Source organism: Streptomyces sp. NBC_00190, from assembly GCF_036203305.1.
Lineage (GTDB): Bacteria > Actinomycetota > Actinomycetes > Streptomycetales > Streptomycetaceae > Streptomyces.
Genome location: NZ_CP108131.1, coordinates 928,054 through 951,918, shown reverse-complemented (window position 1 = coordinate 951,918; position 23,865 = coordinate 928,054). Strand labels below are relative to the sequence as shown.

The 23,865-nt window shown below is 72.0% G+C and carries 22 protein-coding genes and 2 pseudogenes; 15 read left to right on the top strand and 9 right to left on the bottom strand.

Annotation, left to right across the window (positions count from 1 at the left end):
- Positions 1-249 precede the first annotated feature (249 nt).
- From OG429_RS04865 to OG429_RS04840, 6 genes are read left to right on the top strand one after another with little or no spacing between them, the layout of a single operon-like run.
- Positions 250-1,017, top strand: coding sequence for a thioredoxin family protein (locus tag OG429_RS04865; protein ID WP_328924034.1), 768 nt, complete (start codon positions 250-252; stop codon positions 1,015-1,017).
- Positions 1,014-1,643, top strand: a complete 630-nt coding sequence (locus OG429_RS04860; protein ID WP_328924033.1) for a TlpA family protein disulfide reductase — start codon at positions 1,014-1,016, stop codon at positions 1,641-1,643. Before OG429_RS04865 ends, OG429_RS04860 begins: the two co-directional genes overlap by 4 nt.
- The gene (locus tag OG429_RS04855; protein WP_328924032.1) at positions 1,640-2,422 is read left to right on the top strand and encodes a cytochrome c biogenesis CcdA family protein; all 783 of its coding nucleotides are present in this window, start codon (positions 1,640-1,642) and stop codon (positions 2,420-2,422) included. The genes OG429_RS04860 and OG429_RS04855 overlap by 4 nt, the downstream gene beginning before the upstream one ends.
- Positions 2,423-2,465: 43 nt before the next feature.
- Entirely contained in the window at positions 2,466-3,017 is a 552-nt protein-coding gene (locus tag OG429_RS04850) for a hypothetical protein (RefSeq protein WP_328924031.1), read from the top strand.
- Between the two features lie 27 nt (positions 3,018-3,044).
- A complete protein-coding gene (locus OG429_RS04845; protein WP_328924030.1) occupies positions 3,045-3,776 on the top strand; it encodes a response regulator transcription factor in 732 nt (243 codons plus the stop codon).
- A complete protein-coding gene (locus OG429_RS04840; protein WP_328924029.1) occupies positions 3,773-5,194 on the top strand; it encodes a HAMP domain-containing sensor histidine kinase in 1,422 nt (473 codons plus the stop codon). Before OG429_RS04845 ends, OG429_RS04840 begins: the two co-directional genes overlap by 4 nt.
- Before the next feature lie 156 nt (positions 5,195-5,350).
- Here the strand turns inward: OG429_RS04840 and OG429_RS04835 are convergent.
- A pseudogene (locus OG429_RS04835) lies at positions 5,351-5,545 on the bottom strand (TetR family transcriptional regulator C-terminal domain-containing protein); the annotation flags it as partial.
- Positions 5,546-5,691: 146 nt separating this feature from the next.
- Positions 5,692-5,862 (bottom strand): annotated as a pseudogene (locus OG429_RS04830) (acyl-CoA dehydrogenase family protein); the annotation flags it as partial.
- A gap of 12 nt (positions 5,863-5,874) precedes the next feature.
- Between OG429_RS04830 and OG429_RS04825 the strand changes: the two are divergent.
- The 3 genes from OG429_RS04825 (at position 5,875) to OG429_RS04815 (ending at position 9,027) form a co-directional block, all read left to right on the top strand.
- The gene (locus tag OG429_RS04825; RefSeq protein WP_328924028.1) at positions 5,875-6,681 is read left to right on the top strand and encodes an aldehyde dehydrogenase family protein; all 807 of its coding nucleotides are present in this window, start codon (positions 5,875-5,877) and stop codon (positions 6,679-6,681) included.
- Positions 6,682-7,216: 535 nt separating this feature from the next.
- A complete protein-coding gene (locus tag OG429_RS04820; RefSeq protein ID WP_328924027.1) occupies positions 7,217-8,080 on the top strand; it encodes a papain-like cysteine protease family protein in 864 nt (287 codons plus the stop codon).
- A gap of 14 nt (positions 8,081-8,094) precedes the next feature.
- Positions 8,095-9,027 carry a hypothetical protein gene (locus tag OG429_RS04815; protein WP_328924026.1) on the top strand — a complete coding sequence of 311 codons (933 nt, stop codon included), beginning with the start codon at positions 8,095-8,097 and terminating at the stop codon, positions 9,025-9,027.
- 76 nt (positions 9,028-9,103) lie between these two features.
- On the opposite strand, the gene OG429_RS04810 is transcribed toward OG429_RS04815, so the two are convergent.
- The 3 genes from OG429_RS04810 to OG429_RS04800 all read right to left on the bottom strand — a co-directional run bounded on the left by OG429_RS04810 (position 9,104) and on the right by OG429_RS04800 (position 13,348).
- Positions 9,104-10,582, bottom strand: a complete 1,479-nt coding sequence (locus OG429_RS04810) for a branched-chain amino acid ABC transporter substrate-binding protein (protein ID WP_328924025.1) — start codon at positions 10,580-10,582, stop codon at positions 9,104-9,106.
- 4 nt (positions 10,583-10,586) lie between these two features.
- Positions 10,587-12,587 carry a hypothetical protein gene (locus OG429_RS04805; RefSeq protein ID WP_328924024.1) on the bottom strand — a complete coding sequence of 667 codons (2,001 nt, stop codon included), beginning with the start codon at positions 12,585-12,587 and terminating at the stop codon, positions 10,587-10,589.
- Positions 12,588-12,694: 107 nt separating this feature from the next.
- On the bottom strand, positions 12,695-13,348 hold the full coding sequence (locus OG429_RS04800; protein ID WP_328924023.1) for a CBS domain-containing protein: 654 nt from the start codon (positions 13,346-13,348) through the stop codon (positions 12,695-12,697).
- 348 nt (positions 13,349-13,696) lie between these two features.
- On the opposite strand from OG429_RS04800, the gene OG429_RS04795 reads away from it, so the two are divergent.
- The 4 genes from OG429_RS04795 to OG429_RS04780 are packed head-to-tail and all read left to right on the top strand — an operon-like array spanning position 13,697 to position 18,715.
- Positions 13,697-14,773, top strand: a complete 1,077-nt coding sequence (locus OG429_RS04795) for an alcohol dehydrogenase catalytic domain-containing protein (protein ID WP_328924022.1) — start codon at positions 13,697-13,699, stop codon at positions 14,771-14,773.
- A 23-nt stretch (positions 14,774-14,796) separates the two neighbouring features.
- Entirely contained in the window at positions 14,797-15,477 is a 681-nt protein-coding gene (locus tag OG429_RS04790; RefSeq protein WP_328924021.1) for a helix-turn-helix domain-containing protein, read from the top strand.
- Entirely contained in the window at positions 15,474-16,232 is a 759-nt protein-coding gene (locus tag OG429_RS04785; RefSeq protein WP_328924020.1) for an HAD family hydrolase, read from the top strand. The genes OG429_RS04790 and OG429_RS04785 overlap by 4 nt, the downstream gene beginning before the upstream one ends.
- The gene (locus OG429_RS04780) at positions 16,229-18,715 is read left to right on the top strand and encodes a glycoside hydrolase family 65 protein (RefSeq protein ID WP_328924019.1); all 2,487 of its coding nucleotides are present in this window, start codon (positions 16,229-16,231) and stop codon (positions 18,713-18,715) included. Before OG429_RS04785 ends, OG429_RS04780 begins: the two co-directional genes overlap by 4 nt.
- Here the strand turns inward: OG429_RS04780 and OG429_RS04775 are convergent.
- The 4 genes from OG429_RS04775 to OG429_RS04760 all read right to left on the bottom strand — a co-directional run bounded on the left by OG429_RS04775 (position 18,657) and on the right by OG429_RS04760 (position 21,768).
- Positions 18,657-19,520, bottom strand: a complete 864-nt coding sequence (locus OG429_RS04775; RefSeq protein ID WP_328924018.1) for a universal stress protein — start codon at positions 19,518-19,520, stop codon at positions 18,657-18,659. The genes OG429_RS04780 and OG429_RS04775 overlap by 59 nt on opposite strands.
- Positions 19,492-20,127: a CBS domain-containing protein gene (locus OG429_RS04770; RefSeq protein WP_328924017.1), complete on the bottom strand. Its 636-nt coding sequence runs from the start codon at positions 20,125-20,127 to the stop codon at positions 19,492-19,494. The genes OG429_RS04775 and OG429_RS04770 overlap by 29 nt, the downstream gene beginning before the upstream one ends.
- Positions 20,128-20,143: 16 nt before the next feature.
- On the bottom strand, positions 20,144-21,010 hold the full coding sequence (locus OG429_RS04765) for a universal stress protein (RefSeq protein ID WP_328924016.1): 867 nt from the start codon (positions 21,008-21,010) through the stop codon (positions 20,144-20,146).
- 74 nt (positions 21,011-21,084) lie between these two features.
- Entirely contained in the window at positions 21,085-21,768 is a 684-nt protein-coding gene (locus OG429_RS04760) for a CBS domain-containing protein (protein ID WP_328924015.1), read from the bottom strand.
- Positions 21,769-22,038: 270 nt separating this feature from the next.
- Between OG429_RS04760 and OG429_RS04755 the strand changes: the two genes are divergently transcribed.
- Both OG429_RS04755 and OG429_RS04750 read left to right on the top strand, forming a co-directional pair.
- Positions 22,039-22,947: a universal stress protein gene (locus OG429_RS04755; RefSeq protein WP_328924014.1), complete on the top strand. Its 909-nt coding sequence runs from the start codon at positions 22,039-22,041 to the stop codon at positions 22,945-22,947.
- Positions 22,947-23,813: a universal stress protein gene (locus OG429_RS04750; RefSeq protein WP_328924013.1), complete on the top strand. Its 867-nt coding sequence runs from the start codon at positions 22,947-22,949 to the stop codon at positions 23,811-23,813. Before OG429_RS04755 ends, OG429_RS04750 begins: the two co-directional genes overlap by 1 nt.
- The last annotated feature ends 52 nt before the right edge of the window (positions 23,814-23,865 follow it).

Here is a 23,865-nt window from a genome sequence, read left to right as displayed (position 1 = left end):
TTTCACCTCCTTGTGTGCGCTCATCACCCGAGTTCCGGTGTAGCGGAAGGTGAGCTGTTCCTTAGGGGAACCTCAAGATCACGCTCACCCGGTTCCGGCGGCCCGGAGCGGTCCTATGCTCGCGTCAGCCGAGCGGCCTTCGGCGCCCGGGCGTGATGCCCCGGCGACCGGTCCGACCATCGGCTTCACCGATCCGGGAGGCGTTTCGCCCCTCCCGTCATCCGAACCGTGCCTTGGGGTGTCTTCGCCATGAGTTCTCGCATACTCCGACCCGTCCGTGCCGGCCGCAGCACCACCCGGCCCGGCTCCGCCACGCTCCTCGGGGTGCGGCTGCCGCTGGTGGCCGCGGCCGTGGTCGCCGCGGGGCTGACCACCGCGTGCGGACCGTCCTCCCAGCCCGTCGGCGCCTCCTCGCCGTCCGTGGCCGGTCAGTCGTCGCAGGCCCTCGCCACCGGGACGGAGTCCGCTTCCGCTTCCGCCTCCGCCGATGCCTCCCCGACCGCCCCGGCCTCGCCGTCGGCGTCCGCCAGTACCCCGTCCGGCTCCTCGCCGACCCCCTCGCGCGCCCAGACCTCGGCCGCCCCCAAACCGCCGCGTACGTCCGCCGCTCCCGCGCCGGTACGGGTACCCGGACCCGGCTACGACAGTTCGGCCGACGCGCAGAAGCTGATCGACGCGGCTCTGAGCGCGGCCAAGGCCGACGGGAGGACGGTGCTGCTCGACTTCGGCGCCAACTGGTGCGGCAACTGCAGGGCGGCCGACAAGGTGTTCGCCCAGCCGCAGACCGCGGCGATCCTCGGGGCCTCGTACCACCTGGTCAAGATCGACATCGGCGGCAACAGCTCCGCCAACTCCGCGCTCCTGCGCAAGTACAGCCCCTCCGGCGGCACCTACAAGATGCCCGTCCTGGTCGTCGTCTCGCCGTCCGGCACGGTGCGCACCGACACCCACGCCACGGGCAATCCCGCCCTGACCTCGGAGGGGATCAATTCCTTCCTGCGTCAGTGGGCGTCATGAGGCGACCGGTTCTGCGGCCCGCCGCCCTGGCCGGAATCGGCCTCGTGGTGGCGGCCGCCGGCTGTGTCTTCGCCGCCTCCGGCGGGGCCGGCGCCGCAGCCGACGCCGACCGAGCCGGGGCGTCGGCCGGACCGGCGAGCGGCGCGGTCAGGGCCGCGGCCGCCGCCACGGTCGTGGAGTCGGGCGCCCGGCCGGCCGCGCCCGCGCTGGCGGGCGACGACCTGGACGGAAAGCCGGTCAGCCTCGCCGAGTTCCGTGGCGAGGTCGTCGTGCTCAACGTCTGGGGGTCGTGGTGCGGACCTTGCCGGGCGGAGGTCGACGACCTCGAAAGGCTCAGCGCGCAGACCCGTGCCGAGGGGGTCCGGTTCCTCGGGATCAACACCCGCGACCGCGACCGCGCGGCGGCGCAGGGCTTCGTACGGGCGCACGGCCTCGGATTTCCCAGCCTCCACGATCCCGCCGGAGAGCTCCTGCTCCGCTTTCCTCCCGAGATCCTCAACCCGCAGGCGATTCCCTCGACCCTCGTGATCGACCGCCGAGGACGCATCGCCGTCAGCATCGGGGGCGCGGTCACCGACGAGCAGCTGAGGCCCCTGCTCGCGCGCGTGGCGGAGGAGGGGCCATGACGACGTTCACGGGCGTGTCCCTCGCCGCCGCGGACGCTCCCTCCCTGCTCCACGGGACGCTGGCCGTCGCCGCTCCCGTGGCGTTCTTCGCGGGACTCGTCTCCTTCCTCTCGCCGTGCGTACTGCCGCTCGTGCCGGGCTACCTCAGCTACGTGACCAGCCTGTCGGTCTCCGACCTGGCGGACGCCCGCGGCGGGCAGCGCAGCCGCATGGCGGCCGGCGCGGTGCTGTTCGTCCTGGGGTTCACGGCTGTCCTCGTCTCCGGAGGCGCCCTGTTCGGGTACTTCGGCCGTACCCTGCTGGCCCACCAGGAGGTGGTCACCCAGGTGCTCGGCGTCTTCACCGTGCTGATGGGGCTGTCCTTCATGGGCCTCCTGCCGGGCTTCACGCAGCGGGAGTTCCGCAGCCACCGGCGGCCCGTGCTCGGGCTGGCGGGCGCACCCGTGCTGGGGGCGGTGTTCGCGGTCGGGTGGACCCCGTGCATCGGCCCGACGCTGGCCGCCGTACAGGCGCTCGCCTGGAGCGAGGCGAGCGCGGCCCGCGGAGCCCTGCTGATGGCCTCCTACTGCCTCGGGCTGGGCCTGCCCTTCATCCTGGCCGCCGTGGCCTTCCGCCGGGCCCTGGGCGCCTTCGGCCTGGTCAAACGCCACTACCAGTGGGTCCTGCGGATCGGCGGCGGGATGCTCGTGCTCGTCGGCATGGCTCTGGCCACCGGCGTGTGGAACGACCTGGTGTACCGGCTGCAGTTGTGGAGTGCGGACTTCACCGCGGCCGTCTAGTCCCCTCCTCTCCCCTGAAACAGAGGCAAAGATGAACGTGTGCATGTATGCCAGGCATTCCCGGAAGGCCAGCATCGCGGCCGCCCTCCTCTCCTTCGCCGCGCTCGCGGCATGCGGCGGGCAGCCCGCCGAGAGCGGCGCCGCCGCGCCCACGACGAGCTTCACCGAGAACGGGGTCACCGTCACGCTCTCGGTGTCCGACTGGCACGCCACGGAAGGCACCTTGACCGCGGTCTTCACCCCCGAGGAGAAGGGGTTCCACCTCTACAGCACCGACCTGCCACCCACCGGGATCGAGGGCGTGGGCAGACCGACCGCGGTCGACGTCACCGGCGTTCTGCGCGCGGGCGGGAAACTGACGGCCGCCGCGGACGTACGGACGATCAGCGTGCCCGGCGTCGACGCCCCGGTCCCCGTCTACCCCGACGGTCCCGTCACCACCACGCTGCCCGTCCGCGCGGACGGCAACGGGGACGCGACGGTACTGCTCGGGTACGCGAGCTGCAGCTCGCAGGAGGGCTGCACCATCCCGGTCTCCGACCGCCCGGTGCGCCTGCGCATCACCGACGACGGCCCGGCCTTCGGTGTCCACTAGGAACGTGCGTTCACCTAAGGTGTGCCCATGCCCAGCGTCCTGGTCGTGGAAGACGACCCCAGCATCCGCCAGTCACTGATCGAGGTCCTGGCGGAGCACGGGTATGCCGTACGCAGCGTGGGTGACGGGTTCGGCGCCCTGCGCGAGGTCACCCAGATGCCCGTCGACGCGGTGGTTCTCGACCTGGGGCTGCCCGATCTGGACGGAGGAGACGCACTGCGCATGATCCGGGGCATTTCCTCCGTTCCCGTACTGGTGGCCACCGCCCGCGACGACGAGACGGAAATCATCAAGCTCCTCAACGCGGGCGCCGACGACTACCTGGTCAAGCCCTTCTCCGGAGGACAGCTCATCGCACGCCTCTCCGCCGTCCTGAGGCGCACCAGCCACCGTCCCGCCGCCCACGCCGCGCATGCCGCCCAGGGTCAGGGGCCGGCGCCGGCTGCCGATCCACTGCGCGCCACCACCGTGGGCGAGCTGGCGGTGGACCCCGGCGCGCGCACCGCGTCCCTGGCGGGCCGGGAGCTCCGCCTCACCCGCCGGGAGTTCGACCTCCTGGCCTTCCTCGCCCACCACACCGGCCAGGTCGTCTCCAAACGGCGGCTGCTGACCGAGGTCTGGCGCGAGCCGTACGTGGACGACCAGACCGTCGACGTGCACCTGTCGTCCCTGCGCCGCAAGCTCGGCGAACGCGCGGCGGCGCCGCGCTACCTGCTGACCGTCCGCGGCGTCGGCATCAAGCTGGTGGCGCCGCGGTGAGACGTTCACTGGCCGGAGTGGCGCTCGCCGTGACGTCCATGGTCGCGCTTTCCTTCCTCATACCGCTGGCCGCCCTGGTGATGTCGCTGGTCAAGGAGCAGAGCGTCACCGCGGCCGAGCAGCGGGCCGCCGCCCTGGCCCCCGTACTGACCCTGACCACGGACCCGTCCGCCCTGCGGGAATCGGCCGCAAGCCTGGACGCGGCCGAGTATCTGGCCGTCCACCTGCCGGACGCCCCTGTCCTCGGCAGCTCGCGGGCCCCCGCGGCGCTGCTCGAACGGGCCCAGAAGGGGCGCGAGTCCATCTCCCAGCAGATTCCCACCGGCTGGATATGCCTGCAGCCGGTGGTGCTGCCCGGCGACCGGGTCGCCGTCATCGAGAACTTCGTCCCCGAGCGGGAGCTGACCCGCGGGGTCAAGGCCTCCTGGGCGGTCATGCTCCTCCTCGCCGTGGGGCTGATCGGCGGTTCCGTGCTGGTCGCCGACCGCCTCGGCGCGAAGGTCGTCAGGTCCTCCAAGAGACTCGCCCACGCTTCCCACGCCCTGGGCGAAGGCAATCTGGACGCCCGTGTGGATCCCATGGGACCCAAGGAACTGCGCGACGCGGGGCTGGCCTTCAACGCGATGGCCCACCGGATGACCGAGCTCCTCGCCGTCGAACGCGAAATGGTCGCCGACCTGTCCCACCGGCTGCGCACCCCGCTGACCGCCCTGCACCTGGCATCGGAACGCATGGCGGGCTCACCGGAGTCGGCCAGGGTCGAGGCCGCGGTGGGCGAACTGGAGGCGGAACTCCAAGCCATCATCGCCGCGGCGCGCACCCCGCTCGCCGTGGGTCCGATGGGCCAGGGCATGCTCGGCACGGAAGCGGGCACGGGCCACCCCGCCACGACGGCGGGCCCGTCCGGACCGCGCTGCGAGGCTGCAGACGTCGTCCGCCGCCGGACCGCCTTCTGGGCGGTCCTGGCGGAGCAGCAGGACCGGCCCTGCTCCCTCGACATCACTCAGGAACCCGCGTCCGTCAGCCTTTCCGACGACGACATCGCCGCCGTGGTGGACGCGCTCATCGGCAACGTCTTCCGGCACACCCCACCCGGTACCGCGCTCGGCGTCAGCGTCGTCCGCACCGCCCAGGCCGTGGAACTGGTCGTGGAGGACGCCGGTCCGGGCATCCCGGAGCCGGACCGGGCCCTCTCCCGCGGGAGCAGCACCGGCTCGTCGGGGCTCGGCCTCGACATCGCCCGCAGGGCCGCGTCCGTCACCGGCGGTTCGATGCACATCGCGCGCGGCCCGCTCGGAGGCGCGCGCATCACCGTGATCTTCGCACTCGCTCCGTCCCAGCTCTCCGGGCGCAGGCAGCGGACCTCCCGACGGCGTACGGGATGGCCGCGCGGCCGGTGGACCCGTCCGTCGGGGTGACTTCCCGACGCCGTCAGACCGTCGGGAAGTCCGGCGCGATCCCGAGGGCCGGCGCGATCGCCCGCCACACCGTCGACTGGGCCGTGGCGAGGTCGACCCGGGGGTCTCCAGCATCAGGCGGATGCCGAGGCCGTCGCACAGGGCCAGTACCAGGGTGCTGAGCCCGCAGACGTCGCAGTCGGTGAACTCGCCGGAAGCGATGCCCCGTTCCACGACTGCGCCGACCCACGCGTGCAGTTGGTCGTACAGGTCGACGGCGAGGTGCCGGGCCGTGCCGTCGCGCAGGGCGCGTACCCACAGCTCCTGCCAGAGCTTCCAGTCCTGGCGCAGCTCCGCGTCCGTGGGCAGCATGCTCCGCACGATCCGGGCCAGGACGACGGCGGCGGGGAGCGAATCGTCCTCGCTGCCGGTGTCCGTACCGGTCTGGTGTGCATCCAGCGGGGCACCCGGGTCATCTCGATGCCCGGTGTGTCCTTGTCGACGAGGAACAGGGTCGGCGCCCCCTCGTCCCCGGCGGCGGCGAGCACGATCATGAAGTCCGCATGGTCACCGACGGTGACGAACCACTTCTCGCCGTTGAGCACCCAGCCGCTGCCGGTCCGGGTCGCCGTGGTCCGCAGGCTCTGCGGGTCCGAGCCGGCCTGCTGGCCCGGATCGCGGCCGGACACCTGCCGCCGGGGGTGCTCAACGTCGTCTGCGGCGACCGCGACACCGGCCGGGCCCTCACCGCCCACCCGGCGGTCGCCCTGATCGCCGTCACCGGCAGCGTCCGCGCCGGCCGGGAGATCGCGGCGGCCGCCGCGGCCGGCCTCAAACGGGTCCACCTGGAACTCGGCGGCAACGCCCCCGTCATCGTCCACGAGGACGTGGACGTCGAGCCCACCGCCGCCGCCCTCGCCGAGGTCGCCTACTACAACGCGGGCCAGGACTGCACCGCGCCCACCCGGCTCCTGGTCCACCGCCGGATCCACGACGTGTTCCTCGCGGCCTTCGCCGCCGCGGCGGGCAGGCCCCGCACCGGCACCGACTTCGGTCCGCTCGACAATGCGGCCCAACTCACCTCGGTGCAGGCCCTGCTGGACCGCCTGCCGGCCCACGCCGAGATCGTCACCGGCGGAGGGCGGCCCGCGGGCCCCGGCTTCTTCCACGAGCCCACCGTGGTCGCCGGTGTCCGCCAGGACGACGAGATCGTGCGGGAGGAGATCTTCGGACCGGTCGCGACCGTCCAGCCCTTCGCCGACGAGGCAGAAGCCCTGCACCTCGCCAACGGAGTGCGCTTCGGCCTGGCCGCGAGTGTGTGGACCACCGACCACGACCGCGCGATGCGCGCCACCCGCGCCCTCCACACCGGCATCGTCTGGGTGAACACCCACGGCACCACGGTCTCCGAGATGCCCCACGGCGGAGTCAAGCACTCCGGCTACGGCAGCGACCTCTCCCTGTCCGGCCTCCTGGACTACACCCAGGCCAAGCACGTCATGCTGTGAGCCCTCTCCGTGCAAAACCAGGGTTTGTTTTCCTTTTGAAATGATGGAGAGTCACGCCGCATACACTCAGGGCGATTTCGCTATTTGACATGGCGTCCAACAAAGGGTTGCGCTCTATCAAGTTTCCGTAAAGTCGCGCGCCATTGGGCTGCTCGAAAATGGCCTGGACCAATGGCTCTGTCGTCGCCAACTGGCAGCAATTGAGACCGAATTGACGAGCCATCACATCACCTCGATCCAGTGATTGAATAGGCGACATCTTCGCGCGTAGAGCAAGGGCGTTCGGATCCCTCCATCTCTCTGGCAGGATTCCCGGCACCCAATGCACTCAAGGAAAGAGGTGCGGTTGTGCCTGGTTATGGAGGACCTGCACCTCGGCTTCACCGGTAGCGCAGGGGCGTCGACCCGTCCGGATGTGACGCTCGGTCGGCCCGCATTTCCGGGCTGTAGCCGCCTGGGGCGGCAAGACGGCCGGCGGCGTATTGATCGGCGCGCCGCCGGGCAGCCAGCCCGCATTCTCAGTTCAAGGAGCAAGATGCACAAACGTCGCGCGTCCCGCCGCAAGAAAGCGCTGATAGCCGCGATCACCGCCGCGCTCTCCGGCGGTCTGCTGTTCGGCTTCGGTGCCCTCGCTCAGGCCGGTGCGGTCAACGGCACGGTCATCGGCGGGCAGGGCAACTACAAGACCGTCAACCACCGGGCCAAGCCGTCCCTCTCGGCCCAGGTGAACGGTTCCTCGAAGGTGGGCGACAAGATCCAGATGTCCTGCCGGACCACCGGGGACACGGTGGAGAACAATCCGCGGTGGATCTTCACCGGCTCGTACTACATCGCCGACGCCTTCATCAACGAGAACACCACCCCCCTGCCGGTCTGCGGGTCCAACCCGAACCCGAACCCGAAACCGCCCACCCCCACGACGGCGAAGACGCTCAAGATCGACATGCAGAAGCAGGTCAGGACCCAGTGGTGCTGGGACGCCTCCGGCGTGACCATCGCCAAACACTGGGGCCGCTCCGTCAGCCAGGAGCAGTTCTGTCAACTCGCCGCCCAGGGGACCTGGGTGGACTGCAACAACCAGCCCGCGACGCTGGAAGACATGGCCAACGGCCTGGCCAGGCTGGGGCTGAGGGACAGCGGCCGCAGCCTGTACCGCAACGCATCGTTCAACGAGTCCGTCACCGAGATCGCCGCAGGCCGGCCGTTCGCCGTCCGGATCGGATGGCGCACCGGCGGCGGTCACATGAACGTCATCTACGGCTACGACAGCACCACCAACATGATCGCGGTCGGCGACCCGTGGCAGACCACCCAGACCTACACCTGGTGGAACCACGCCACTTACGTGAACAACAACTCGTTCCAGTGGACCCACTCCCGCATCGGGATCCAGGGCTGAGGAGAAGACCGACCATGCAGACCATGCGACACACCAAGCGCGCGGCGGTCCGGGCCGCCGTCCTCGCGACGGCCGCGCTGGCCGCCGCCCTGAGCGGAATCGTTCCCTCACAGGCCGCGGAGGGCGACGGCATCGCGGGCTACCCGTCCGCCCAGCAGGCCGTCCGGAGCGACCAGCTCCGCGACACGGTCTCCCGATTCCTGGTCTCGGCCCGGCAGCACGGCACCGCCCCCGCCGCGGACGGCGGCACCGTCGGTACCCCGGGGAACGCGCCCGCCGCGGTCGCCGCGCCGCCCGGGTTCGACCTCAAGGACCCGGTGCCGATGTTCGAGGTCAGCCCCGACTTCGTGACCGGCAAGACCCAGGCGACCCCGCAGACCGCGATCCGGCTCTCCTACCTGGCCTCCCGGGTGGCCGCCTCCGACGGCAAGAACGCCGCCGTGCTGCTCGCGCCCAAGGGGAACGCCCCTGCGACGGGAAGCGGCCCGCAGAACGTCGGCGCCGAGGGCTGGCAGCTGGCCGGCATCCGGGACGGCGACGCCGAGGTCGCCTTCGCCGAGCGCGGCACGCCGCAGGCCCGTACCTTCACCGAGCCGCAGATCCACGCCTGGTACCGGCTCACCCCCGAAGGCATGGTCGAGCCGCTCAATGAGGAGGCGACCACCGGCCTCGGCGGAAAGCGCGGCGTCACCCTCGCCGCGTACCAGAAGCTCGTCGCCGCCCGCTACGGCGACAAGATGCCCGGCTCGGAGTACGACCGCAAGGGCCTGGCCGGCGGGTTCGCCGGCCTCGGGGAGGACCAGCCGGAGCAGGTCGCCGCCGGCTCCGCGACACAGGCGGCCGAGGCGTCCTGGCCGGCGGTCTCCGCCACCGGGGCCGCAGCCCTGGCGGCGATCGGCGGTGCGGTGGTGTACGCGCGCCGCCGGCGGACCGCCACCACCCGCTGACCTGACTCCGTGAGGCCGGGCCCCTTCGGCCCGGCCTCTTCCGGTCCACGTCGCAGGGCCGGACCGCGGAGTTCCGTCACTGTTCCTGCGGCGGCTTGCCCTCCGCCGCGGACACCTCGACGAACTCGACCTGGCCCTTGCCGTTGAGGCGCAGGATCGGCACGGCCTTGTTGCGCGGATTGCCGTTGTTCTGGAAGGAGATGAACCCGCTGGCCCCGGCCACCTGCTGGGTGCCGTCCATCTGGTGGAACATCCGGGCCACCGCGTCGCCGACGACCTGCCCCTGCCAGCGGGCGGCCATCTGGATGCCGTGGGCCGCGGCGAGGACCGCGTCATGGCCCATCAGGGCCCCGCCGTCCTCACGGGTGTCGTGCGGGAACCACCGGTCCAGCAGCCCGCCCGGCTGGAAGTTCTTCGCGGACGGCGCGGACACCGCCTGCGGCGCCGAGCGGTACATGTCGGGGTGGGAGAGGCCGGTATAGAGCACCTCGATGCCCGTCTCGGCGGCGTGGGCGAGCTGCTCGGCGCTCAGGTTGGTCGTGTCGTCCCCGGCGAACACGGTGAACTCCTGGTCGGTGCAGCTGCGGTTGGAGAGCGCGTCGAGGAAGTGGGTGAGGTGCTGTCCGCGGCCCGCGAAGTACACGAGCTGCGGGCGCTGCTGGCACAACTGACCGGGCATGTAGCGCAGTTCGTTCTGCCAGGCGCTGCTGACGGAGGAGTCGTAGGTCATGCGCTCGGCGACGAGCCGGTGCTTGTCGCCTTCCTGGAAGGCCTTGGTGAAAGCGGTGCCGAGGGTGGAGGCGTAGAGGTTCCCCTCCGCCACGTCCTGGATGACGACGCCGGTGGCGACGCCGCGCCGTTTGAGGTAGCCGGCGGCCGCGTACGCCTCGTCCTCGTTGGTGGGCGCGATCCGGACGAAGCCGTTGATGCCCTGGATGTTGGTGGCGGTCATGGTGGCGCCGACCATGGCGATGCCGTGTTCGGAGAGGAGCTTTATGGCCGCGAGGTTCTCGTTGGTGCTGGGGCCGAGGCCGGTCACCGCGACGAGCCGGTCCGGGGAGTCCTTGCGGGCGATCAGCTCGTCGACGGTGTGCTTCCACTGCGTCGACCTGCTGCCCGGGTTGGCTATCAGCAGGCGGATCTTGGGGGTGGCGGCGAGGTCGCCCTGGTTGTGCCGGTACTGGGCGAGGTAGGCGCCCTGGAGTTCGTGGCGGACGCCCTCGGCGGAGTTGCTGTCCTCGGCGGTGCTGGTGAAGGAGGTGAAGTAGGCGACGCTGACGTACGGTTCCTTGTCCGCGTTGGCGAGGACCCGGCGGTTCTCCTCCTCGATCTTCTTGCTGACGGCGTCGAGGTGCGGTGCGAAGACGTAGGAGCCGTCGGTCACTCCGACGCACTCGTCGTCCGGGCCCTGCTCGACGACCCCGTCGGCGCATCTGGCCTGGCGTTCCTGTAACCAGCCGACGCCCACCCACAGCGCCGCGATGAGGGCGACGGCGGCGGCGGTGGCGAGGGCGACGCGGCGTACGACGTGCAGGGGCCATTCGAGTCTGGGCACGCGATCAGCCCTCCCAGCCGGCGGTCTGGGGATCGCGCCAGTGACGGTACCGCTCCGCCTCGTTGAACAGAGCCACGATGTCGTTCCTCCGCAGTTGGGACAGCTGGGTGTAGCCGTCGGCGATCATGTCGTTGAGTCGCATGGCGGGGTCGGCGAGCGGATCGCTCCACACCCAGCGGGTGGTCACCAGGGTGTGGATCACGGACTCGGTGTCCATCACGTGCCCGGACCGGCTCGGGACGAGCCCGGCGAGGAGTTCCAGCGGACCGCTGTCGGCGGCGAGGCGGTTCGGCGCGGCGGTGATCGCGCCGAGCTCGGAGATCCACTGGGCGGCCGGTACGGCGGTGAAACGCCGCGCCAGGTGGGCGGTGACCTCCTCGGTCCGCCCGCGGGCGAGCTGGTGGTACATCTCCTGCACCGGCTTGCCCTCGCCGCGGTAGTACTCCGCGAGGAGTTCGTGGACGGCGTCCCAGCCGTCGGGGCGTGCGGCCAGCCGCCACAGGAGCAGCCGGCGCAGCCACGGATGGAGTACGGGGACGACGGCGACGGGGCCGGTCAGCAGCCAGCGGGAGCGGATCTCACCGAACAGGGAGTCGTTGGGGCTGAGCAGCCGCGTGGCGACGGAGAAGTCCCGAGCGGCGGCGCATTCGGCGAGGGTGGCCCGCTGGGTCTCGTCGAAGTCGCGCAGGAGGTGGCCGAGGGCGGTGTCGGCGAGGGTGGCGGAGTTTTCCCCGGTCCGCAGCGGCCGGTCGGGCAGGGTGCGTAGCCAGCGGTCCTGCTGGGGGCCGGAGTCCGGAGGCGGCCCGGCTTGGCGTAAGACGTCGAGCACCTGGTGGACGGCGCGCGGCAGTCCTCCGGTGAGCCGGTGCACGAAGGGGGTGAGGCGGGTCAGCGGGGCCAGGTCGCTGTTCCCGCCGAGCTGGAGCTCGATCCGGATCCGCACCTCGTCCAGGTTGAGGTCCCGCAGGCGTAACGGGTACCACCAGGTGTCCTCGCTGTCGCGGGTCGGCCGGTGGGCGTTCCAGTCGGCCAGGGAGGCCCGGTCGGGGCCGCGCAGCTGCCAGGGCCAGGAGTCGCCGGTGGCCGGGCCCCAGCGGGGCAGCCAGCGGTTGGAACTGGCGACGACGGTCAGCGGGTCGCTGGCGTGGCCGGCCACGACCGTCTCGTCGTGCCGGGAGCGCAGCAGCAGGTCGAGGAAGCGGCGGCCGTACTCGGTGTGGGAGTTGTCGAGGAGCAGCAGGTAGGAGCGGGGCATGAAGTTTCGGGCGGTGTTGCGTCTGAGGTCCTCCAGGAAGGCCGAGAAGAGGACCAGGTCGAGCCGCTCCTGCTCGTTCTCGTCGCCCTCGTGGCGCCAGAGGTTGAGCTCCACGAGCGCTTCCATGGGGTCCGCGCTGCGGGTCCTGGGGTGGCGCCCGTACCAGTGGGCCCCGGCGGTGAGCCGACTGCCCAGTCGGCCGGCGAGTATGCCGGGCATGGTGCGCCGGCCGCGCCGCAGGGCGTCCTGGAAGAGGGCGAGCGCGGCTGTGGACGCGCCTTCGGGCATGCCGACCGCGCCCATGCCCACTTCGAAGAAGGCGGCCAGGTAGTCGCCGTGCCGGGCCTCGTTCTCCTCCTGGAACCGGTCGAGCTGGCGCTGCACCGCGCGCCGGCCCTCGGCGAGGCTGCGCATGCGCAGCTCCTGGTCGGAGGCGAGCAGGCCGAGGCTGAGCAGCGGGAAGTGGGAGCGGCCGTAGCGGGGCAGTTTGCGTTCGAGCTGGCGCGCCAGGAGTCCGAGGGCGTAGCGGGGGAGCAGGGACTGGGCCCCGCCGAAGTTGACGAAGGCGAAGGGGTAGTCGGGCCCGAAGTGCTCCATGAGCGCACTGTGCGCCTCGCTGGCTCCGCTGCCCGCCGGGCCGAGGAGCATGGTCAGGGGCCGCTCCGCCGCCGGGCTCTCCTTCAGGCACGCGTCGACCAGCGACAGGATTCCGCTGCGGCCCCGCAGGCCCATGCCCGTACCCGGCTCCATCACGTGTGACCCCCCCCAGGACAACGTTTCCGAGGAGTAGAGACTGCCATCCGCAGCCCCAGTCAGACAGGGGTTTCCACTCCTTGATTCGTTTCGGTCTTCGGCGGTCAGCGGGACGCGGGGCATTCGAGCCGGCAGTGCACGCCGACCACGCCTTCGACGCCCTGGGCGAGGCGAGCGGCCAGGGGGATGAGGTGCGGGTCGCGGGTCTTTCCCGTCAGGGTGACGATTCCGTGCGTGACGTTGACCGTGACGTCGCCGTGCGAGACCGGGAAGACGGGTTCGACGACCTCGCGCCGGACTTCCGCGGCCAGGTCGTCGTCGGCGCGGAGGAAGACCTTGAGGAGGTCGGCGCGGCTGACGATGCCGAGGAGGGTGCCGTCGGCGTCGACGACCGGGAGGCGCTTGATGCGGCGGTCGACCATCAGGCGTGCGGCCTGCGGGAGTGTGGCGTCGGGGCGGATGGTGACGGCGGGGCTCGTCATCAGCTCCTCGGCGCGCACCGATCCGGCCTTCGCGGTGTCGCCGAGCCGGCGCATCTGCTCGATGAGGCCCGGCCTGTGTTCGTGGAACTCCTCCTTGGTGAGGAGATCGGCCTCGGAGACGACGCCGACGACGCGGCCTTCCCCTTCGATGACGGGGACCGCGGTGATCTTCCAGCGCTCCATCGCGGTGACGATCTCCTTGAACTCGGCGGCGGGGGTGACGGCGATGACGGTCTTCGTCATCACGTCGTTGACGGTGTACGGGCTGGAGGTCATGGCTGGTCCTCAGCGGGCGTGGCGAACGGCATGTCGCTGTGGTGGGGTGCGGACCCCTCAGGTGCTTCTCCCTCAGGCTCGCACCGGGTCCGCGGGCTGCGGGAGGGCCTCGCGGTGCAGACCTCGGGACCGTCCGGCCCTGGTCAGCGGGGACCGGGACGGCCTCCCCCGGCTCGGGGTGCGACGGCTCCTCCCGGTTGCGGCGGCGCAGCTCCGCGAAACCCTGGAAGAGTCCGGACGGGCCGACAGGCCCCGCCTGGGACCCGACCGGCCCATGCGCGGGAGGGCGCCGCCGGGCCAGCCTGGCGGTGAACCCCACCGGACGACACGAGGAAGAAGGCCGACGTCATGAAGGCACTCGTCTTCCAGGGCCCCGGACAGACCGCGTGGCAGGACGTACCGGACCCGGGCATCAAGGACGCCGCCGATGTGGTCGTCCGTGTCGACGCCGTCACCATCTGCGGCACCGACCTGCACATCGTCAAGGGCGACGTGCCCGAGGTGACCCCCGGCAGGATCCTCGGCCACGAGGCGGTCGGCACCGTCGTCGAGACCGGCGGCGACGTCCGCACGGTCCGCCCCGGCGACCGAGTGCTGATCTCCTGCATCTGCCCGTGCGGCCGCTGCCGCTTCTGCCGCGAGGGCCGCTACGGACAGTGCCGCGGGGGCGGCGGCTGGGTGCTGGGCCACACCATCGACGGCACCCAGGCCGAGTACGTCCGGGTGCCCTTCGCCGACCTCTCCGTCCACCCGCTGCCCAGCGCGGTCGACAGCTACGACGCCGTGCTGCTCGCGGACATCTTCCCGACCTCCTACGAGGTCGGTGTGCTGAACGGCAACGTCCGGCCCGGAGACACGGTCGTCGTGGTCGGCGCGGGCCCGATCGGGCTGGCCGCCATCGCGACCGCCGGTTTCTACAGCCCCGGCCGGACCATCGCCGTCGACCTCGCCGAAGCCCGGCTGGCGGCCGCCCGCTCGCTGGGCGCGGACGCGACGGTGAACGCCGCCGAGGAACCGCAGCAGCTGGTCGAAGACCTGACCGACGGTCTCGGGGCGGACGTCGTGATCGAGGCGGTGGGCGTCCCCGAGGCCTTCGAGATGTGCACCCGGATGGTCCGCCCCGGCGGCCGCGTCGCCAACATCGGCGTCCACGGAAAGCCCGCAACCCTCCACCTCGAAGACCTGTGGATCAAGGACGTCACCATCACCACGGGACTGGTCGACACCCACTCCACGCCCATGCTGCTGCGCATGATGGCCGCCGGCCGTCTGCCGTCGTCCTCGCTGATCACCCACCGCTTCGAGCTGGGGCAGATGGAGGAGGCCTACGACGTCTTCTCCCGCGCCGGCGACACCGGCGCCCTCAAGGTGGCGCTCGGCGGGCCCCGGCACGACGCCATCACGGTCGCGGCCACGCAGCCGTGACGCCGAGAGGATATGAGGACCCCATGAACAGGACCACCTCCGGACCGGCCGCCGCCGAGGCGCCCGCCGGACGCACGGACCTCGGCCGGCGGCTTGCCAGGCGTCGCGAGGAACTCGGCCTCAGCCGGGAGCAAGTGGGCGAGCGCTGCGGGGCCGACGCCACCTACGTCGCCTACCTGGAGGAACGCGCCGCGGCACCGGCGATCGGCTCCCTCGTACGCATCGCCGACGCCCTCGACACGACCGTCGCGGACCTGACGGGCGCCACGACCGACCATCCGCCCGGCAGGGGCATGGCGGTGCTGGACGCCGAGCTCGTCGAGCTGTCCGACGGCGAGTGCCGACGGCTGCTCTCCACGCACGGCGTCGGCAGGATCGCCGTCTCCACCCCGTACGGTCCGGGGATATTCCCGGTCAACTATGTGGTGGCGGGCCGGGACATCGCCTTCCGGACCTCCGCCGACGCTGTGCTCGCGCGGGCCGCCGGCACCGAAGCGGCCTTCGAGGTCGACCACATCGACGAGGTCACCAGGCTGGGCTGGAGCGTCCTGGCCGTGGGCGAGGTGGCAGGCGTCACCGATGCCGAGGAGCTCGTCCGGCTCGATGCCGTCGCGTACTCCCTGCCGTGGGCCGGCGGCCCACGCACGCACTGGATGAAGATCACCCCGATCCGGATCACCGGCCGGCGGGTGGTGCGGCGGTGAAGCCGCTGCGCGCCGTCGTCCTGGACACCGACGGGGTCCTGCTCGACTCCGCCGTGCTGCACGCCGCCGCGTGGAAGGCCGCCTTCGACGGCTGCCTCGACGCTTGGGCGTCCGACGCCCGGACGGACCGGCAGCTCCCCTTCGACGCGGAAGGGGAGTACCGGGAACTGGTGGACGGGAAACCCCGTCTCGACGGGGCGCTCGCCTTCCTGACCGCCCGCGGCATCGAGCTGCCGCCGGGCACCGCGGCGGATCCACCGGGCTGCGCCACGGTGCGGGCGGTCGCCGCCCGCAAGGAGCAGTCGTTCACCGCAGCGATCCAGGCGGGGGACGTACGGGCCTTCCCCGAGGTCCGGCCGGTTCTGGAGGGCCTGCGGGCACAGGGGACGCGGTGTGCCGCCGCATCGGCGTCCCGGCACGCACGCCCCTTGCTCGAAGCCACCGGACTGGCCGGGCTCGTCGACGCAACGGTGGACGGCACGGACGCCGAACGGCTGGCCCTGGCAGGCAAGCCGGACCCCGCTCTGTTCCTCGAAGCGGCACGGCGGCTGCGCGTCGACCCCGCGGACGCGGCGCTGGTCGAAGACGCCCTGGCCGGAGTGGAGGCAGGCCGACGCGGCCGGTTCGGCCTGGTGGTCGGCCTTGACCGGACGCACGGCACCGCCGCCGCGGCGGCCCTGCGGGCCCACGGCGCGGATGTCGTACTGGCGGACCTCACCGCACTCGTCGGAGCCGTCACCGGAGCGTGGCCGTGAACACCTCGTCGTCCTGGACCTGGACCTGGGCCTTCGACCGCTACGACCCGAAGACCGAACGCGTGGTCGAGGCCCTGTGCACCCTCGGCAACGGCCGCTTCGCCACGCGCGGAGCCGCACCCGAATCACACGCCGACGCCGTCCACTACCCCGGCACGTATGCGGCAGGCTGCTACAACCGGCTCCTCTCACGGATCGCGGGCAAGCAGGTCGGCAACGAGGACATGGTCAACCTCCCCGACTGGACCCGCCTGCGCTACCGGTGCCTCCCCGACGCCGGACCAGCAGGGGACTGGCTCACCCCCGACCACCCGAGCCTGCGCCACCACCACGTCTCCCTGGACCTGCGCGCGGGCACCCTCACGCGCCGCATGCTCTACCAGGACGCCGACGGCCGCCGGCTCGCCGTCGCCCACACCAGGTTCGTCGACATGGCGGATCCGTACCTCGCCGCCCAGCAGAGCACCTTCCGCGCGTACGGATGGCACGGTGCCGTAGAGATCCGGTCCGTCCTCGACGGCGACGTGACCAATGCCGGTGTCGAGCGCTACCGGGACCTGAACGGGCGTCACCTCACCGGCCACCGCACCGGCGTAGGAGTGGACGGTATCGCCCGGCTCTCCTGCGAGACCACCTCCTCCCGCATCCGGATCGGCATCGCGGTACGCACATCCTCCCGGCCCCCGGCCCCCGTGACCGCGAACCGCACGGCAACGGCGACGGAGCAGACCTTCCGGCTGCCGGTCTCCCGTGGCCACACTGCCGTCATCCTCAAGTCCGCGGCCCTCCACACCTCCCTGGACCGTCCCGTGGGCGACCCGCTCGCCTCCGCTGTCGAACACGTCGGCCTCGCACCGGATTTCGCGGCCGCGCTGGCCACTCACAAGGCCGCCTGGGAACACCTGTGGAGCCAAGGCGAAGTAGTGGTGCCCGGTGAAGCCGGCCGGATCCTGCGCCTCCACGCCTTCCACCTCCTGCAGACCCTCTCCCCGCACACGGCGGAGCTCGACGTCGGCGTACCCGCCAGAGGGCTGCACGGAGAGGCGTACCGGGGCCACGTCTTCTGGGACGAGCTGTTCGTCCTGCCCTATCTCACCCTCCACTTCCCCGAGGTGGCACGCGCCCTGCTCATGTACCGCCACCGCCGCCTGCCCGCGGCCCGCGCCGCGGCACGGGGGACCGGCCGACCGGGCGCGATGTTCCCGTGGCAGAGCGCCGGTTCGGGGCGGGAGGAGACGCAGACGCTCCATCTCAATCCGCGCTCAGGCCGCTGGCTGTCCGACCGCTCCCACCTCCAGCGCCACGTCGGTTCCGCCATCGCCTGGAACGTCTGGCGGTACGCGCAGACCACCGGCGACACGGGCTTCCTGTACGGACCCGGCGCCGAACTGCTCCTGGGCATCGCCCGCTACTGGGGAGCGGCCGCCGACTACGACACCGACCGGGAGCGCTACCGGATCCGCGGGATCGCGGGCCCGGACGAGTACCACGACGCCTACCCCGGGGCTGCGGCCGCGGGCATCGACGACAACACCTACACCAACGTGACCGCCGCATGGGTGCTGGCCCGCGGACTCGAACTGGCCGCCGGGCTGCCGCCGTCGCGCAGGCGGCAGCTGGAGCAGCAACTCGGGCTCACCGCCGAGGTGCTGAGCCGCTGGGACGACGTGTCGCGTCGTCTGTACGTCCCCTTCCACGGCGACGTCATCAGCCAGTTCGAGGGGTACGGTGATCTGGCCGAGCTGAACTGGGACGCGTACCGCAGCCGCTACACGGACATCCGCCGGCTCGACCGGATCCTGGAGTCCGAAGGCGACACGGTCAACCGGTACCAGGCGTCGAAGCAGGCCGACACCCTCATGCTCGGCTACCTCTTCCGCCCCGCCGAGCTCCACGAGATCTTCGCCGGGCTCGGCTACGAGCTCGACGACGACCTCTGGCGGGCCACCGTCGCGTACTACCTGCAGCGCACGAGTCACGGGTCGACGCTCAGCAGCCTCGTCCACGGCTGGGTCCTGGCCCGCCACAAGGGCCCCGAAGCCTGGCGGTACTGCGAGGAGGCCCTGCTCGGCGACGTGATGGACATCCAGGGCGGTACCACCGGCGAAGGCATCCATCTCGGAGCCATGGCCGGCACCCTCGACCTCATCGAGCGGGGCATCGTCGGACTGGAGGCCGGACCGGACGGACTGCGCATCGATCCCGCCCCGTTGCGCGAGGTCCCGCGCTGCAGCTTCACGGTCGACTGCCTGGGCCACCGGGGGATCCGCATCAGGTTCCTCCCCGGCAGGATCGGCATCGCCGTGCCGGACTCCCGGACCGCGCATCCCCTTCCGCTGCACCTGCCCGGCGGGCGGCTCACGACCGTGCCCGCGGGCGGGCAGTACTGGATCCGCCTGGACACCACGGCTGCTGCGGTCGGCCTCAGTCGTGCGCGACGACGGCGACCGGCGGGACGGCGTGGTGCATCACCGCGTGCGTGACGGGGCCGATGCGGCCACCGAAGCCGGACCGGCGGATGCGTCGTCCGACCACGACGAGGGCCGCGTCGGTCGCCGCGTGGAGGATCTGGATCGCGGCCTGGCCGATCGGGGCACGGGGTTCGACGCGTACGCCGGGGAACTTCTCACGCCACGGTCTCAGCACGTGGTCCAGGGCGGGGTCGAGGGCGTGGGCCATGTCGTTCGGGGCATCGAGGTCGAGCCCCGGTGCGTAGCCGACGACCGGCGGCGGGGTCCATCCGTGGACCACGACGAGCGTCGTGTCGCGGCGGGAGGCCTCCTCGAAGGCGAAAGCCAGGAGCTTGTCGCAGGACTCACGGATGTCCACCCCTGCCACGACGGGTCCGCCGTCGCGTGGTCCCCCCGTTCCCGCTGTGGACCGGACCAGGACGACGGGCCGTTCGGACGCGGCGACGGTCGCCGAGGCAACGGATCCGACGATGAAGCCCGCGACGACGCCGAGCCCGCGTGAGCCGATGACCAGCAGACCGGAGTCCTGCGCCGCGTGGGCGAGGGCCAGCGGGGGCAATCCGTCCACGAGACGTGTGGAGACGTCCAGGGCGGGGTGCACGCGGCGCAGCTCGCCGGCGGTGTCCCGGAGCAGGTCGTCCGCCCACGCGCGCTGGGCCTGCGTGGTGGTGACGGGCAGCGGTGGATGTTCCAGCCACTCCTCGACGTGGACCAGATCCAGCCGGGCACCTCGGAGCTCGGCCTCGACGGCCGCCCAGCGGGCGGCTGCCGCGCTTTCCGATGTCCCGTCAAGGCCTACGGTCACCTGGTTCGTCATCGTGTGCATCTCCTTCGGACTCGTGCTCGCAGACGAGCCGGTCGATCACGTCCACGACTCCCTCGACGCTCTGGCACAGCTGTACGAGGACGGGGATCAGGCTGCGTCGGCCGACGGCGCCACTGAGCGTCACCACCCCTTCGGTGACGTCCACGGTCAGGGTGGAAGGGCGGATACCGAGGGTCTGGGTCACGACGTCTTCGAGGATCTCCTCCTGGATCGCGTGGTCCCTGCGCAGGAAGACCTGGAGAAGGTCGCTGCGGCTCAGGATGCCGATCAGTCGGCCCTCGGCGTCGATGACCGGGAGCCGCTTGACCCCGTGCTTCCTCATGGCGCGGCCCGCACGGACGGCACTCCACCCCGGCTCCGCCGTGATGGCCGGGCTGGTCATGAGAGCCGCGGCGGTGGTCGCGCCCGTGCCGGAGCCGTGCCGGTGGAGCAGGTCGGCTTCGGAGACGACACCCACCGGTCGCCCGGCCTCGTCCACGACGGGTACGGCCGTGATGTCGAACTCCTTGAGGAGCCGGGCGATCTCCTTGAAGGTCGTCTCCCGCCGGATGCCGACGGCGTTCGGTGTCATCAGCTCGGCGACGGTGCGGTGCTTCATGATTGTTTGCCGGTCCTCAGTGCGCGACGACGGCCACGGGGGCCACGGCGTGGTGGAGCACCGCGTGGGCCACCCGCCCCAGGTGCGAACCCAGAGGTGACTGGCGGTGACGTCGGCCGACCACGACGAGGTCCGCGCCGGTGGCCGCCATGACGAGCTGACCACCGGCGGATCCCATGAACGCGTGGTGGGTGACGCTCACTTCCGGGAACTTGCGCCGCCACGGCAGCAGCATGTCGTCCAGCATCCGCATGACGCTCCGGCCGATCTCGCGCTCGTCGTCCGGGTCGAAGAAGGGCGCGTACGCGTAGGCGGCGGGAAGTTTCCAGCCGTGGACGGCGCGCAGTGCGCAACCACGTCGGTCGGCCTCCTCGAAGGCGAACGACAGGACACGGTCGGCGGCCTCGTGGATGTCGACGCCCACGACGATCCCGCCGGACGGCGCGGGCCCGGACCCCTCCGGTTCGCCGCTCACCCGGACCAGCGCGACCGGTGTCTCCGTCGCGACGACCGTCGACAGACCGACCGAGCCGAGGAGGAAGCCGACCGGGCCGCCCAGGCCGCGGGAACCCAGTACGAGCAGTCCGGCGTCGCCCGCCTCGACGGCGAGGGCGGCGGCAGGCCTGCCGTACAGGCACCGGGTGGTGACCTCGACCTGCGGATGCCGACGGCGTACGTCCGTCAGCGCTTCGGTGAGCGCTTCGTCGGCCCACCGGTCGGCCCTCTCGCGGCCGGGCCGTGGAACGGCGGGGTTCGCGGGCCAGTCGACGGCATGGACGAGCCGCAACGGCACCTGCCGCAACGCCGCTTCCCGGGCGCCCCAGCGGGCGGCCGCCCGGCCCTCGGGGGAGCCGTCGACACCGACGGTCACATGGTGCTTCATCGCGGTGCCTCCTCGGCGGCGCGGAAATGTTCTGCCCGGCACAAGGTCCGTACGCCGGCCGTCGTCAGCGGCGGTCACCAGGGCATGCCGTGCGCGGCGCGCTCGGGCGGCGCGAGCAGGGTGTCGTCGAAGCGGGCGGTCAGACGGGCCGCGACCGCGACGACTCCGTCGAGCTGTTCGGTGAGGCGGATCAGCACCGGGACCTGGCTCTGTCGCTCAAGCCTCCCTTCCAGCGTGACGATGCCGTCCACGACGTGCAGCTCGACCGCTTCCGCGCTCAGCCCCATCGTGCCCACGAGTACGTCGTCGACGACACGGCGGCGGATCTCGGCGTCGGGCCGCAGGAAGAGCCTCAGCAGATCGCGGCGCGTCACGATGCCGACGAGCCGGTCCTCCTCGTCCACGACGGGGAGCCGTTCCACGCCGCGCCGGGTCATCAGCCTGGCCGCCTCCGCGGCGGTCTCGTCGGCAAGGGCCGTCACCGCCGGCGCCGACATGATGCCGGCGGCGGTGACGGCCGCCGCCTCGGGCACGGCGGCCCCCTCCTCGGCGTCACCCGTTGCCGGGACCGCCGAGGCCTGTCTGCTCAGCAGGTCGCTCTCGGAGATGACGCCGACCACCCGGTCCTCGTCGTCGAGCACGGGCAGACCGCTGATGTCGTGCTGTGCGAGCAGCTTCGCGACATCCTTGAACGGGGTGGCCGAGACGACAGAGACGACCTCGTCGGTCATCAGGTCTCCCACCTTGATGTGCTTCATCGGGGCACCTCCTGCCACCTTGCGTGAGCCACACGGATGAACCTTGAAAGCCGTTCGAGGCCATCCATGATCCGCCGGCCGGTGCGAGCCCAGCAGGGCCGAACGGGTCCCGGCGGGGGCCGGTCGGACCCTCCACGGGGTGAAATTTCCCGCTCGGTGCCCGCGACAGGGACCTTTGGCCCCCGGACGGTCCTGAGCGGCCCTCTGCGAGCCGGGCTCCCCGGTGTCAGCGTGGGAGCTGACCCGAGTGGCCCTCGGCGAGGAGGAATCATGAACGACACCGCCATCAGCCCCGAACTCGGCACCGTCGTCGTCGGCGTCGACGGCTCGAAGCCCGCCCGCCGGGCAGCGCTGTGGGCAGCTGCCGAGGCCGCGCGCCGCGAGCGCCCGCTGCACATCGTCCACGCGGCCGACACCGACGGCCGGGCCCTGTACGCGTCGGCGGAGACCATCGAGCGCGTCCGCGGCGCCGGGCGCGAACTGCTCGACGACACCGCCGCCGCAGTCGCGCAGCTGCACCCCGGCCTGCACGTCACCACGGAGCTCGGCCGCGGCGCACCCGTTCCCAGCCTGCACCGGTCCGCCGCCCCGCACGGCACGATCGTGGTCGGCAACCGGGGTCTGGGCGGGTTCAACTCCCTCATGCTCGGCTCCGTCGGACTGAAGGTCGCTGCGGGAGCGAAGACCCCCGTCATCGTGGTCAGAGGAACAGGCGACGAGGCCGAGGCCGAGACCGGTGTGGTGCTCGCCGCCGTCCGCGACGAGCACGACCTGGGCTGCGTCCGGTACGCGGCCCGCGAAGCCGAGATCCGCAAGGCCCAGCTGCGCCTGCTGCACGTGTGGAACGTCCTGGAGTCCGCCGGCACCGTCGTGACCATGCTCGACGACGTCGACGCGATCGCGGGGGAGCACGTCCGGCGCCTGACGGCCGTTTCCGAGCAGATCCGCGACGAGTTCCCGGACCTCACCGTGGAGGCGGAGGCCGACAAGAGCGTCTCCGTGTCCGGAGCCCTGGTCGACGCGTCGCACCACGCCGACCTGCTGGTCATGGGCGGCCGACGCTCGCCCGGCACGATGGGACCCACCCTCGGGTGGCACACCCACAGCCTCCTGCACCACGCCCACTGCCCCGTGCAGCTCATCCCGCGCCAGGCCGACCAGCAGGGGAGTGGGTCCTGATGGCCACCGCCGCGGCCCGTGGGATCGTCGTCGGCATCGACCCGGCCAGGGACTGGCACCTGCCCCTGGCCTGGGCCGCCGACGAGGCCCACCGCCGCAAGCTCGGGCTTCGGCTGGTGATGGCCGTACCCCCGTCGCACGACGCGCACCAGGTCGACGGCGAGCCCCGCGTCACGGCCCCGCGCCAGGCCGCCGACGAAACCCTCCGGGCCGCCACCGCCTGGGCCCGGCAGCGGCATCCGGACGTCGACGTGACCGCCGAGCTGGCCGAGGGGATGCCCGCCCCGGCGATCGGCCGGTCGTCCGGGCAGGCGCACATGATCGTGCTCGGATCCCGCCGCCTGAGCCGGACCGCGGAATACCTCAGCGCCGGCTCCACGGTGGTCCCGCTCGCAGCGCAGGCGCACTGCCCGGTCGTGGTCGTCGGGGACGCCGAGCACATCACCCAGCAGCCGCCCTACCTCGTCGTCGGCATCGACGGCAGCGAATCCTCCAAGGCGGCCCTCGCCCTCGCCTTCGAGGAGGCGGACCTGCGGGGGGCCGCGCTGCGCGCCATCGCCGTGTGGCAGCCGCCGCACTTCCCCCTGTACGACGAGGAAGCCGCCCTGCGGGCCCAGCGACGGATGCTGTCCGAGACCACGGCCGGCTGGTCGCAGAAGTACCCGGACGTCGCGCTCGCCCACGAGGCGCCGACCGGGCACCCCGTGGAGGAACTCGCGACGGCGGCCGACCACGCCCTCGCCTTGGTGGTGGGCCGCCGCGGCCGCGGCGGCTACTCCGGGATGCGCCTGGGATCCGTCGTCCACGGTCTGCTGCACCGGGCGCACTGCCCCGTGATCACGGTTCCCGCCGTCCGAGGCGGTTGAGACCTCCCGCCATCCTGAGCGGGTACGGCGGCCCGGGGCTACGGTGGGAATC

Excerpts from the sequence above, each read along its gene's own strand:
- OG429_RS04805 (WP_328924024.1), bottom strand. The coding sequence starts at position 12,587 with ATGGAGCCGGGTACGGGCATGGGCCTGCGGGGCCGCAGCGGAATCCTG.
- OG429_RS04770 (WP_328924017.1), bottom strand. The coding sequence starts at position 20,127 with ATGAAGCACCGCACCGTCGCCGAGCTGATGACACCGAACGCCGTCGGC.
- OG429_RS04855 (WP_328924032.1), top strand. The coding sequence starts at position 1,640 with ATGACGACGTTCACGGGCGTGTCCCTCGCCGCCGCGGACGCTCCCTCC.
- OG429_RS04765 (WP_328924016.1), bottom strand. The coding sequence starts at position 21,010 with ATGAAGCACCATGTGACCGTCGGTGTCGACGGCTCCCCCGAGGGCCGG.
- OG429_RS04755 (WP_328924014.1), top strand. The coding sequence starts at position 22,039 with ATGAACGACACCGCCATCAGCCCCGAACTCGGCACCGTCGTCGTCGGC.
- OG429_RS04800 (WP_328924023.1), bottom strand. The coding sequence starts at position 13,348 with ATGACCTCCAGCCCGTACACCGTCAACGACGTGATGACGAAGACCGTC.
- OG429_RS04790 (WP_328924021.1), top strand. The coding sequence starts at position 14,797 with ATGAACAGGACCACCTCCGGACCGGCCGCCGCCGAGGCGCCCGCCGGA.
- OG429_RS04850 (WP_328924031.1), top strand. The coding sequence starts at position 2,466 with ATGTATGCCAGGCATTCCCGGAAGGCCAGCATCGCGGCCGCCCTCCTC.
- OG429_RS04820 (WP_328924027.1), top strand. The coding sequence starts at position 7,217 with ATGCACAAACGTCGCGCGTCCCGCCGCAAGAAAGCGCTGATAGCCGCG.
- OG429_RS04865 (WP_328924034.1), top strand. The coding sequence starts at position 250 with ATGAGTTCTCGCATACTCCGACCCGTCCGTGCCGGCCGCAGCACCACC.
- OG429_RS04845 (WP_328924030.1), top strand. The coding sequence starts at position 3,045 with ATGCCCAGCGTCCTGGTCGTGGAAGACGACCCCAGCATCCGCCAGTCA.
- OG429_RS04750 (WP_328924013.1), top strand. The coding sequence starts at position 22,947 with ATGGCCACCGCCGCGGCCCGTGGGATCGTCGTCGGCATCGACCCGGCC.
- OG429_RS04795 (WP_328924022.1), top strand. The coding sequence starts at position 13,697 with ATGAAGGCACTCGTCTTCCAGGGCCCCGGACAGACCGCGTGGCAGGAC.
- OG429_RS04775 (WP_328924018.1), bottom strand. The coding sequence starts at position 19,520 with ATGACGAACCAGGTGACCGTAGGCCTTGACGGGACATCGGAAAGCGCG.
- OG429_RS04760 (WP_328924015.1), bottom strand. The coding sequence starts at position 21,768 with ATGAAGCACATCAAGGTGGGAGACCTGATGACCGACGAGGTCGTCTCT.
- OG429_RS04860 (WP_328924033.1), top strand. The coding sequence starts at position 1,014 with ATGAGGCGACCGGTTCTGCGGCCCGCCGCCCTGGCCGGAATCGGCCTC.
- OG429_RS04815 (WP_328924026.1), top strand. The coding sequence starts at position 8,095 with ATGCAGACCATGCGACACACCAAGCGCGCGGCGGTCCGGGCCGCCGTC.